Origin of the sequence: Vibrio sp. STUT-A16, from assembly GCF_026000495.1 — a bacterium.
GTDB lineage: Bacteria > Pseudomonadota > Gammaproteobacteria > Enterobacterales > Vibrionaceae > Vibrio > Vibrio diabolicus.
Genome location: NZ_AP026765.1, coordinates 1,906,328 through 1,918,579 on the forward strand (window position 1 = coordinate 1,906,328; position 12,252 = coordinate 1,918,579).

At 46.2% G+C, this 12,252-nt stretch carries 8 protein-coding genes; 1 reads left to right on the top strand and 7 read right to left on the bottom strand.

Annotated features, from left to right (window positions below; translation table 11 throughout):
• The first annotated feature begins 148 nt into the window (after positions 1–148).
• Entirely contained in the window at positions 149–958 is an 810-nt protein-coding gene (locus OO778_RS09185; RefSeq protein WP_074191295.1) for a Cof-type HAD-IIB family hydrolase, read from the top strand.
• A 162-nt stretch (positions 959–1,120) separates the two neighbouring features.
• Here the strand turns inward: OO778_RS09185 and OO778_RS09190 are convergent, their stop codons facing one another.
• The 7 genes from OO778_RS09190 to prpC form a co-directional block, all read right to left on the bottom strand.
• Positions 1,121–2,566 (bottom strand): bifunctional NUDIX hydrolase/phosphatase PAP2 family protein, encoded by a 1,446-nt coding sequence (locus tag OO778_RS09190; protein ID WP_074191294.1) that lies wholly within the window; start codon positions 2,564–2,566, stop codon positions 1,121–1,123.
• A 388-nt stretch (positions 2,567–2,954) separates the two neighbouring features.
• Positions 2,955–4,286 (bottom strand): trypsin-like serine protease, encoded by a 1,332-nt coding sequence (locus tag OO778_RS09195; RefSeq protein WP_074191293.1) that lies wholly within the window; start codon positions 4,284–4,286, stop codon positions 2,955–2,957.
• 194 nt (positions 4,287–4,480) lie between these two features.
• On the bottom strand, positions 4,481–4,957 hold the full coding sequence (locus OO778_RS09200) for a GNAT family N-acetyltransferase (protein ID WP_074191292.1): 477 nt from the start codon (positions 4,955–4,957) through the stop codon (positions 4,481–4,483).
• A gap of 190 nt (positions 4,958–5,147) precedes the next feature.
• Complete coding sequence (locus OO778_RS09205; RefSeq protein WP_192943693.1) at positions 5,148–7,025, bottom strand: propionyl-CoA synthetase; 1,878 nt, start codon at positions 7,023–7,025, stop codon at positions 5,148–5,150.
• 57 nt (positions 7,026–7,082) lie between these two features.
• Positions 7,083–8,279, bottom strand: a complete 1,197-nt coding sequence (prpF, locus tag OO778_RS09210) for a 2-methylaconitate cis-trans isomerase PrpF (protein WP_264909321.1) — start codon at positions 8,277–8,279, stop codon at positions 7,083–7,085.
• Between the two features lie 9 nt (positions 8,280–8,288).
• Complete coding sequence (gene acnD, locus OO778_RS09215; RefSeq protein ID WP_104969420.1) at positions 8,289–10,880, bottom strand: Fe/S-dependent 2-methylisocitrate dehydratase AcnD; 2,592 nt, start codon at positions 10,878–10,880, stop codon at positions 8,289–8,291.
• Positions 10,881–11,036: 156 nt separating this feature from the next.
• Positions 11,037–12,179, bottom strand: a complete 1,143-nt coding sequence (gene prpC / locus OO778_RS09220; RefSeq protein WP_012841784.1) for a 2-methylcitrate synthase — start codon at positions 12,177–12,179, stop codon at positions 11,037–11,039.
• Positions 12,180–12,252 lie beyond the last annotated feature (73 nt).

The following is a 12,252-nucleotide window of genomic DNA, read 5'->3' on the forward strand; positions in this document are numbered from 1 at the left end:
ACACGTGTCTAGGTCAATTTAAACCAAAAATTAATTGTTAAAATAGACCATTTTGTAGTTTCATAGTCGCGGTGAGCGTAGGTTTCTGGTTAGCGTTATACCAAACCTTATTCACTTACAGTTCCCAAAAACTTTAAGGTAAGAAATGATGTATAAACTGATCGCATTAGATATGGATGGCACACTGCTTAATAGTGATAAAGCAATCTCTGAAGAAAACAAACAAGCGATCGCAAAGGCTCGCGAAGCAGGCGTTACTGTCGTTCTCGCTTCTGGTCGCCCATTAGAAGGAATGCAAGGCAAGCTCGACGAACTGAATATCCATTCCGATAAAGATTTTGTCCTTTTCTACAATGGCTCTATGGTTAAGAACGTAGGAACAAATGAAATCATCCACCAGCAAATCATTGATGGTAAGGCAGCTAAATTAGTCGCTCGTAAAGCGAAAGAATTAGGCGCTTATGTGCACGCATTCAGCCAAGTACATGGCTTGATCACCAATGAGAAAAACCCATACACTGACATCGAAGCCAACATTAATGGCTTAAATGTAACAGAGATTAATTTTGAATCGCTAGAAGATGATCATCCAATCATCAAAGCAATGATGGTTGCCGAGCCAAGTAAGTTAACTGAGGTCATCGCTGCGCTTCCGTCTGAAATGCGTGACGAGTTTACGGTGGTTCAAAGCGCCCCGTTCTTCCTGGAATTTCTTAACCCAGCGAGCAACAAAGGTATTGGTGTTGCTGCAATTGCTGAGTATCTAGGTATTCAACCGGAAGAAGTGATCTGTATGGGTGATGCTGAAAATGACCACCACATGCTGAAGTACGCTGGCCTTGGTATCGCGATGGGAAATGCGATGGAAGAGACCAAACAAATCGCTGATTACATTACGGTAAGTAATGATGAACACGGTGTAGCTAAAGCGATTGAAAAATTCGTCCTTAACGCTTAATTCTCTCCGCCGCTATGGCGTCAACGTTATTACCTTTAACTCAGCCATGGCGTCAGATATACGCAAAGCCACATTGTTGAGCTACTCAACATACAAAAAAGCCTTGCTGTAAAGCAAGGCTTTCTTTTTACTCGTATGCCTGAGAAAGAAAACATACAACCATCAATCTAGCACTGTTTCTCTCTGTTGTTTTTCATGAATCAGCTTTCTTGCAAGCAAGATAAACAGCAACATCAACAATGGATAATGCAACGTCGACAATACCAATGACCACAAACCACTAAACGAGACAACAGAGCTTGAGTATAAATAAAGTTGCTCAACGAATACCAACGCAAGCGTTACAAAAATCATCTGACGAGAATCCAAATGCACTTTTGACTCTCTAAACATCATAACCAACGCTGATGCCGTAATTAAAATAGCTAACCAGCGGCCAAACACAGGTAATGGCCAGATAACAGAGATGACCGCCGTTACCGCAGTCATAATGAACCAGACGCCTTTTGAGCTCAGCACTTGATCAACATTCACGTCTTGATTTGTTTCCAATCGCAGAACATGCCAGGCCACCAAGCTTCCTAACACCGCACCAAACAACATATCTAAGAAAAAGGCGCTACCAAGGAAAAACTTACATAACATAATAGTAAGCGTGATGAGCATCATGACAGCGGTCGTACCATTCAAACCGAAATAATGTGTTCTCTGAAATAAAAAGGTTAAAACACAAAACCAAACGGCAATAGGCAAACTTGGAAAACTAAATCCAAAGCTGTGTGTTAACTCCATCATTGGTATATAGACATGCGGGCGAGGAAGCGCAAAGCCCTGTTGAGCTACAAGTACCATCAGGGACGTCGCGCTAATAGCGAAAAAGAGTCGGAATACAAATCGACTGCCAAAACGCATCATTACTAACGGAAATAGAAAAAGCAGTATCGTAGGTTCTGTCAGTTCTATAACAAGATTTGAGATCTGATTCGCTACCTCGAAACTCGTTTCTGATAAAGCCCCTACCCAGCTTTGTAAGTCTTTCATCCACCTCAATTCAATCTGACGAAATGAAGGCGCGGATTCGATCAGCTGAGTCACATAAGATGCAGACTGCTGAGTAGCTTGTTCAAAAAACTGAATTGCTTGTGGCCATTGAGCGGGATAGCGGTACAAAAATGATGGCAACTCGGATGGTCCAAGTAACATTGCTGATGCGATTTCTACTCCGTAGTGAGGAGCAAACCAAATAGGTAACTCATTCCCACCTAAGGAATTGTTCATCGAAAAAGCAATAATCTCAGAGTCTGATATGCAATCGTAATAAACCGCGGTATCTGTTCTGCCAAGTTCCTCCCCAACCGTGACCACTAAACCCGTTTCTTCCCACGTTTCTCGTTGCGCAGCAACTTTGGGGGATTCTCCATCAATAATTGTCCCACCAGGTAGAGAAATCTTATCCGTCAATATTTCATGAACTAGCACTAACTTGTCGTCAGCACGAACAACGCAGAGCGCCCCTTTTACTTCGCTCGCGGCAGCTTTAGCCGTAGAGATTGGTGAAACAGGTAACAAAATAAAACAAAGGATGAGTAATAACAGCTGTCTCAACACAAAATATGACCTTAAGTAAACATTATGATAACCAATGAATAATGGCAGTTAATCTTATCTTTTTCGATAAAAATTAAGTAACGAGTTATGCCAAACAACGTCGATCGAATAAAGCATGATCTTGAAGCTCATTGGAGAGTAATTTAATGCAAACCTGACAAAAATCAGACAAAATATGAAATGTTGATCGCAATTCTGCCAGTTATATGAAGGTAGCGTCAGGATAAAGTCATACACATTTTATGGGTTCTCAAAGTTGGAACAATAAAAAAGGGCTTATTATTCGAAAACAATAAACCCTGCTTATGATAACTATGCGCTGTTCGTTGAAACCAAGAATGAATTCTACCTCAAGTCACCAACGAATCAGCTTTTGAATGCTTGATGGTTAGTTAGACTTGCAATGTGCGTCGCGAACTTCTTGCCAAACACCCCAAGGTCCAGAGTCTGCTGGGTTATCGCCTTGAGTCCACCACTGCGCCTGCCACACTTTGCCATTCCAAGTAACGTTATCCCCTTTGAGATACACCGTACTCGCTTGCCATTCTGCTGCACAGTTATCTGTTGGAGGCGTTGTCACTATTTTCGCTTGAGCCGACACTAGCGCCTGATATTGTGTACTGGTCTTATCAACGTTGAAGTTCAAAGCAACTCTTGCTTCTCCCGCCTGAGCTGCTCCAAATTCGACATCGACACGACAGCTTGCATTCATTGCTAACGTCGCCTGAGAACACTGATCATTTGTAATAACGGCAGCATCAGCAACGCCAGAAGCAAACGCGCGAACGTTTTCTACAGTGAATGTCGTGTTACCTGAATTTTTGATAACAAAACTATGTTGCTGCAACTCGCCAACATTAAATGATGCCAATGTCTGTTCGGTGGTATACCCAATAGAAACATTCTCTTTCGGAGGTGTAGTCGTGCCAATGACACCATTAACAAAATTACGCATGGCGGCGATATCGCTATAAACACCATACATACCCGGACGAGCACAACCTATCCCCCAACTGACCACGCCAAGTTGAGTAATTACGCCACCACGATTAATAACGATTGGGCCACCGCTATCTCCCTGACAGGAATCTATCCCACCTTGAGGAATTCCCGCACAGAATGACACTTCTCCAACGGTTGTGTAATTGCCACCGGCTTGACGACAAGTCGTGTCTGACACGAGTGGAACGTCAACCTCTTGCAACCGAGATGGAGAGCTTCCTCCTTCAGAGGTTCTCCCTAAACCTGCGACTGTAAGCCAATCTCCGATGCTGGCGTATTGCGTTAGACTGCCATCGGCAATTTCAACCGCAGCAACACCTTGAGGTACAGAGTCTAACTTTAAGACTGCGAGATCGTGAGAAAGCGTTGCTCGGCGATATGCCGGGTGCATGTGGATTTCACTGACGTTAGCTCGAACACCGTCAGTGCCATTGTAAACGACGCCACCGATTTTAACTGCAATCTGATTCGGTGAATCACCCTCGACACAGTGGGCCGCAGTCAGGACATAGCCATTCCCAATATAGCTGGCACCACAATATGATCGGTTACCATAACGGCTAACAATTTGGGTGTAGAATCTCCACTCACTAGGATCAGCAGTGATGCCGCCTACGATCTGGGGTTGTATAGTGTGATTTTGTGTCTGTGACAAATCATCAGCACTTGCGAACATTGGCAAAACAGCCAACGCAAGTAACGATTTTGTTAGTTTCAAAATATTGTCCTCTTGTTTTTGTAAGCACGATCCTCGTGCTACTAATAAACAAGCAGACAAAAACGCCAATACCAATGTGGGCGCATATTAATTTACTAACATTGCGAGCAACTTATAGAGAAAAGTCTATTGACGAACTGAATGATTTCAATTCGCTAGAATGTGTATCACAATATTAAAATTAAGCATGGCCATTAGCTCAACGGCTTTCTTAGATAGTGAATATGGTGTGCAAACCCTTGTTTTTCATACAAAGAGATTGCACCCTGGTTAAAGTGCCATACTTCAACAAACATCTGTTTTGCACCGTAATCAGAGAACGTTGACTCAATTTTGTTAATCAATGCTTGAGCCGTGCCTTGTTTCCGAAACTCAGGTAATACATAGAGCTCATCCACACTTCCCATCATAACCGGCTGACTGACAGTAGAAACCAGTTCACAGAAATGGCCAGAGATAAAACCAATCATTTCATCTCCTTGTTTTGCTACATAAACAAGGCATTCAGGATCATCAATGTATCGAGCAATACTTTTTTCTTGCTCTATCTCCTCTGCAGTTTTGAACAGCTCAGGAGATTGAAGATGATGCTCATCATGCAGATCAAACATAAGGTCGTTGAGCGACTCAAGGTCGCTAAAACACGCAGATTTAATTACAAACGTGGTCATACAAAGGGTCACTAAAAATTGAATGGCTGTAGTTTGTGAGGAAAATGCCGTATTGGCAAGTCACAAAATTGCCTGCACGAGACGTTTACGCGATCTACAAGCAAAAAAGCCCCTGTACTTAATAAGCGTACAGAGGCAGAACCAACCTACAGAGTTCGAGGATCAGGGGTTAGTTAGAATTGAGTTTTAATTAACGTCTTAACACTCGTTCAATTTCGTTCAAGCTACTTGGGTCATCAATCGTTGACGGAACGGTGTATTTTTCACCATCGGCTATTTGACGTATGGTTCGGCGCAGAATTTTACCCGAACGTGTTTTCGGTAAGCGATCCACAACCAATGCATGCTTAAAGCAGGCAACCGCACCGATCTCACTACGTACCTTGCCAACAAGCTCACCTTCAAGATCAAGCTCGTCCACTTTTACGCCGTCTTTCAGTACCACAAAGCCAAGTGGGAGTTGCCCTTTCAGATCATCGTGAATACCCACCACTGCACATTCCGCAATCGCCGGATGACCACCGACAATTTCTTCCATTTCGCCTGTCGATAAACGATGCCCCGCGACATTAATCACGTCATCAATACGTCCCATAATGAACAGGTAACCGTCTTCATCCAGATAGCCCCCATCACCTGACACATAGTAGCCAGGGAATTGGCTGAGGTAACCGGTTTCAAAACGGTCATGGTTACGCCAAACCGTTGGCAGACAACTCGGTGGCAGCGGACGTTTTAATGCGACAAAGCCTTGTTGGTTAGGCCCGACCGACTCTCCAAGTTCATTCAGAATCTCGACCTGATAGCCCGGAATTGGCTTCGTCGAAGAACCCGCTTTAACGGGCATCATTTCAACACCTGTTGGGTTGCCCGCGATAGCCCAACCCGTTTCCGTTTGCCACCAGTGGTCAATAACGGGTTTGTCTGCTTTGCTCTGAACCCATTCCAGTGTTGGAGGGTCAAGGCGTTCTCCTGCCATAAAGATGGTTTTCAATTTAGAGAGATCATGCTGTTTTAAAAACTCACCTTCTGGGTCTTCTTTCTTGATCGCACGGAACGCTGTCGGGGCAGAGAACAACGCATCTACTTTGTATTCGTCACAAACTCGCCAGAACGCGCCAGGATCAGGTGTTCGGACGGGCTTGCCTTCGAATAGGATTGTTGTGCAACCGTGAATCAGTGGCGCGTAAACAATGTAAGAGTGCCCTACTACCCAGCCAACATCAGATGCCGCCCAAAATACGCCATCTTGAGGAATGTTGTAGATTGCGCTCATAGAGTACTTCATCGCGACGGCATGGCCACCGTTGTCACGCACAACGCCTTTTGGCTTACCTGTCGTACCCGAAGTATAAAGAATGTAGAGTGGATCGGTTGCCAACACCGGAACACAACCGTGTGGCAACGCTTGGTTGTACTCTTGCTGCCAATCCAGATCTCTTTCTTGGTTTAGATCGGCTTCGCACTCAGGACGCTGGAATATAAATACTTTTTCAGGCTTCCATCGGCTGTCCATAATGGCCTTGTCTACCATTGGCTTATATGGAATAACTTTGTTGATCTCAATCCCACACGACGCCGTCATGATGACTTTCGGCTCTGCATCTTCAATTCGTACAGCAAGTTCATTAGGTGCAAAACCACCGAATACAACGGAGTGAATCGCCCCCAAACGCGCACAGGCTAGCATCGCCATTGCGGCTTCTGGAATCATCGGCATGTAAATAACGACTCGGTCGCCTTTTTCAACGCCTTGCGCAGACAGCATGCCGGCAATTTTTGCCACTTGGTCACGCAGGTTACTATAGGTATACGTGGTTTTATTGCCGGTTACTGGCGAGTCATAAATGAGTGCCGTATTATCACCGCGTCCTTGCTCGCAATGGTAATCCAATGCTAACCAGCACGTATTCATTACTCCATCTGGAAACCAACGTTCTATGCCATTCTCATCAGATTTCAAGATGGTTTTAGGAGATTCGAACCAATCGATATTCTCCGCTTGAGCGCGCCAAAAACTCTCCGGTTCATTCTTCGCCCATAAGTATTCTTTTTCGTATGAAGACATATTGCTTCCTCCAGTATGTCCTGACATTGCTCTCGTTCTATTCAAAGACCGTTCTTTTCACTCAAAGACATCAGAGGGTACACGCACAAATCCCTCCATTAGTATTCTCGCACTTCGGCTCATGATGGCTTTGTGTACCACCCAGCCCTGTTCAGCTTGCTTCGCTTGTGCTCCAACTTTTAACGTTCCTGAGGGGTGGCCAAAAGTCACTGACTCTTTTTCACCTCCACCAGCAGCCAAGTTAACCAACGTACCCGGTACACACGCCGCTGAAGCGATAGCAACAGCTGCTGTTCCCATCATTGCATGGTGAAGTTTGCCCATCGACAGCGCGCGAACGAGCACATCAATATCCGACTCATTAACGGCTTTACCACTTGAAGACAGGTAACTTTTCGGTTTAGAAACAAACGCAATTTTCGGTGTGTGCTGGCGTGTTTGAGCTTCTTCTAAATCAGAAATCAGACCCATTTTTAATGCGCCATGCGCACGGATAGATTCGAACATCGCCAATGCTGCATCATCGTTGTTGATATCGTCTTGTAGCTCAGTGCCCTGATAACCAATCGATTCAGCATCAATAAAAATGGTTGGAATGCCCGCATTTATAAAGGTGGCGTTAAACGTACCTACGTCCGGTACCACTAAATCATCGACTAAGTTGCCTGTTGGGAACATGCTGCCTTCGCCATCAGAAGGGTCAACGAAATCAACTTGAATCTCGGCGGCCGGAAACGTCACGCCATCAAGTTCAAATTCACCGGTCTCTTGCACGAATCCGTTCACAATCGGCACATGAACCAAGATAGTTTTGCTGATGTTCACCTGCCAGACACGGACAGTCGCAATTCCATTTTCTGGAATGCGATCTTGTGGGATCAGTCCAGCATGGATAGCAAAAGGTCCAATTGCGGCAGACAAGTTACCGCAGTTCCCACTCCAATCCACAAATGGCTTATCAATGGATACTTGTCCGAACAAGTAGTCAACATCGTGATCGTCACGGCTACTGCGTGAAACAATCACTGTTTTACTGGTGCTGGAGGTTGCACCACCCATACCGTCGATTTGCTTCGCGTAAGGATCCGGGCTGCCGATAACACGTAACAACAGCTTGTCACGCGCGGCTCCAGCCACTTGCGCTTCTTGTGGCAAATCGTCGAGGTTGAAAAAGACACCTTTACTTGTGCCGCCACGCATGTACGTCGCCGGCACTTTGATTTGGCTCATTTGATTCGGAGTTTTGCTTTCCATACCCACTCCTTATTGCGCCAAGAAATCTTGCGCGAAACGCTGCAAAACACCACCTGCGTTGTACACGTGAACTTCGTCAGCGGTGTCTAGGCGGCAGGTAACAGGAACGTCAACTTTATCGCCGTTGCTACGCGTGATAACCAAGGCCAGATCCGCACCCGGTTTAATCTCGCCAACTACGTCGTAAAGTTCCGTACCATCCAGTTCTAACGTATTACGGTTTACACCTGGTTTGAATTGCAACGGCAGTACGCCCATGCCAACCAAGTTAGTACGGTGAATACGCTCAAAGCCTTCAGCAACAATGGCTTCTACGCCTGCCAAACGAACACCTTTTGCTGCCCAGTCACGAGATGAACCCTGACCGTAATCCGCGCCGGCGACAACAATCAATGGTTGTTTACGATTCATGTAGGTTTCAATCGCTTCCCACATGCGTACAACCTGGCCTTCTGGTTCGATTCGCGCTAGAGAACCCTGAACCACTTCACCGTTCTCTTTCACCATTTCGTTAAATAGTTTCGGGTTAGCAAAGGTCGCACGTTGCGCCGTTAAGTGATCACCACGGTGAGTCGCATAAGAGTTGAAGTCCTCTTCCGGAACGCCCATTTTGGCAAGGTATTCACCTGCAGCACTGCTCGCCATGATCGCGTTGGATGGTGACAGGTGGTCAGTCGTGATGTTGTCGCCCAAAATCGCCAATGGACGCATGCCAGACAGTGTTCTTTCACCCGCCAGCGCACCTTCCCAGTAAGGTGGACGGCGAATGTAGGTACTCATCGGACGCCAGTCGTAAAGCGGACTAGAGCTTTTCTCTGCGTCATCGAGCTTAAACATCTGGATGTAAACTTGGTTAAACTGCTCTGGCTTAACGTGTTTGCCGACAACTGCATCGATCTCTTCGTCACTTGGCCACAAATCATTTAAGTAAATTGGTTTACCGTTTTGGTCAATACCCAGAGCATCGCGCTCGATATCAAAACGAATGGTACCCGCTAACGCATAAGCAACAACCAATGGTGGTGATGCAAGGAAAGCTTGTTTTGCGTAAGGATGGATTCGGCCATCGAAGTTGCGGTTACCAGACAGAACGGCTGTCGCATATAAATCGCGATCAATGATCTCTTGCTGGATTTTTGGATCCAACGCGCCACTCATGCCGTTACAAGTGGTACATGCGTAACCGACGATACCAAAGCCAAGCTTTTCTAACTCTGGTAATAAGCCCGCTTCTTCCAGGTAAAGACGCGCTACCTTAGAACCCGGAGCAAAAGACGATTTCACCCAAGGTTTACGTACAAGGCCGAGCTCATTGGCTTTCTTCGCGACAAGGCCAGCAGCGACGACGTTTCTTGGGTTGCTGGTATTCGTACATGAGGTAATAGCAGCGATGATCACTGCACCATCTGGCAACTCGCCTTCTTTCTCTTCCCACGCACCAGAAATGCCACGCTGCGCCAACTCCGATGTTGGTAAACGGCGGTGAGGGTTTGACGGGCCGGCCATGTTACGACTTACTGATGATAAATCGAATTCCAGTACACGCTCATAAACGGCAGTATCTAGATCGTCAGCCCAAAGACCGGTTTGTTTTGCGTATTTCTCAACTAAGTTAACTTGCTGTTCATCACGACCAGTTAGTTTCAAGTAATTGATGGTCTGCTCATCAATATAAAACATGCCAGCTGTCGCGCCGTATTCTGGTGTCATGTTGGAAATGGTTGCACGGTCTCCGATCGTTAGATCGCGTGCACCTTCACCAAAGAATTCAAGATATGAAGAGACCACACGCTCGTTACGTAGGAACTCAGTAATCGCGAGGACAATATCCGTTGCGGTAATGCCCGGTTGACGTTTACCCGTTAGTTTTACACCGACAATATCAGGTAAACGCATCATTGATGGTCGGCCAAGCATTACGGTTTCAGCTTCCAGACCACCAACACCGATCGCGATAACACCGAGGGCGTCTACGTGAGGCGTATGACTGTCCGTACCCACACAGGTATCTGGGTAGGCAATACCCTGCTTCGCTTGCACCACAGGAGACATTTTCTCCAAGTTGATTTGGTGCATGATGCCGTTACCCGCAGGAATCACACTGACGTTTTCAAACGCTGTTTTACACCACTCGATAAAGTGGAATCGGTCTTCATTACGGCGCTCTTCAATCGCGCGGTTTTTGTCGAAGGCATCAGGTTCAAAGCCCGCATGCTCAACCGCTAAAGAATGGTCAACGATCAATTGAGTCTCAACCACAGGGTTCACTTTTGCAGGATCGCCACCCTGATCCGAAATAGCATCGCGCAGACCCGCTAAATCGACTAGAGCGGTCTGACCAAGAATGTCATGACAAACCACGCGTGCTGGATACCAAGGAAAATCAAGATCACGTTTACGTTCAATTAACTGTTTTAGGCTATCCGTCAATGTGTTCGGTTCACAGCGACGGACCAGTTGCTCAGCTAGTACGCGGGAGGTGTAAGGGAGTTTTTCATAGGCTCCAGGAGAAATGGCATTGACGGCTTCGCGTGCATCAAAGTAATCCAGTTGAGTTCCCGGAAGCGGCTTACGATATTGGGTATTAATATTTGTGTTCATGGTTTGCTTCCATTCAGTCTGTACATCTTGCCTTCATCAACGTTTTTCCATTGCTCCAGAAACATCGTGATGAGAGGAGCTCCTTCCTCTGTCAGAGAGAGGTACAAAGGAAGGAGGTGGTCAATCAAAGCGTATGTGCCCTAATTGACCTTCGCGCTAGCGATTCTCGATAGGTACCCATTCTTGATGGTCTGGGCCCGTGTAATCAGCACTTGGGCGAATGATGCGGTTATTGGCACGTTGCTCATAAACGTGTGCCGCCCAGCCCGTTAAACGACTCATCACAAAAATTGGTGTGAACAGCTTGGTTGGAATGTCCATGAAGTGGTAAGCCGATGCATGGAAGAAGTCCGCATTACAGAACAGACCTTTCTCTCGCTTCATCACTGACTCTACACGCTCAGAAACAGCATATAGATGTGTATCACCGACTTGCTGTGACAGCTCTTTCGACCAGCGCTTAATCAACGCGTTGCGAGGATCACTTTCGCGATAGATGGCATGGCCAAAGCCCATGATCTTGTCTTTGTTGGCCAGCATTTTCATGATGTTCGCTTCCGCCTCATCTGGCGTTTGCCAATCTTCAATCATTTCCATCGCTGCTTCGTTTGCGCCGCCATGAAGTGGTCCGCGAAGCGTACCGATTGCTGCCGTGATACAAGAATGAATGTCTGACAACGTTGATGCACAAACACGCGCTGCAAAAGTTGATGCGTTGAATTCATGCTCAGCGTAAAGGATTAAGGAACAGTGCATCACTTGCTTGTGTAGCGCTGATGGCTCTTTATCTGTAAGCAATCGCAAGAAGTAACCGCCGATGCAGTCTTCGGTTTGATCTTCTGTATCGATACGAACGCCATCGTGACTAAAACGATACCAGTAGCAGATGATAGCTGGGAAAAGCGCCAGCATACGTTCCGTCGAATGCAATTGCTCATCGAAGCTCATTTCTTGCTCTAGGTTTCCTAACACAGAACAACCAGTGCGCATCACATCCATTGGATGAGCAGTAGCAGGAATAAGCTCTAACGCTTGCTTAAGCTCAGTTGGTAAGCCGCGAAGGTTTAAGAGATGTGTCTTGTACGCATCCAGTTCTTTCTGAGTTGGTAAGTGACCGCGTAACAGAAGATGTGCAACTTCTTCAAATTGAGCATTATTGGCAAGGTCAGTAATATCGTAACCGCGATAAGTCAGACCGGTCCCCGTTTTTCCGACAGTACATAAAGCTGTGCTTCCAGCGCTTTGACCGCGTAGGCCTGCACCACCTAACTCTGCTTTTTTTTCTGCAGTTTGAGACATTGTTTGAACTCCTTTTCTGTCTGGCTTTGCCCTCTTTGGAGCGTTTTTTAGCCAGACGAATTTCACGTTATTG

Coding starts and splice junctions, on each gene's coding strand:
- OO778_RS09185 (WP_074191295.1), top strand. CDS start 149: ATGTATAAACTGATCGCATTAGATATGGATGGCACACTGCTTAATAGT.
- prpC (WP_012841784.1), bottom strand. CDS start 12,179: ATGTCTCAAACTGCAGAAAAAAAAGCAGAGTTAGGTGGTGCAGGCCTA.
- prpF (WP_264909321.1), bottom strand. CDS start 8,279: ATGGAAAGCAAAACTCCGAATCAAATGAGCCAAATCAAAGTGCCGGCG.
- OO778_RS09200 (WP_074191292.1), bottom strand. CDS start 4,957: ATGACCACGTTTGTAATTAAATCTGCGTGTTTTAGCGACCTTGAGTCG.
- acnD (WP_104969420.1), bottom strand. CDS start 10,880: ATGAACACAAATATTAATACCCAATATCGTAAGCCGCTTCCGGGAACT.
- OO778_RS09205 (WP_192943693.1), bottom strand. CDS start 7,025: ATGTCTTCATACGAAAAAGAATACTTATGGGCGAAGAATGAACCGGAG.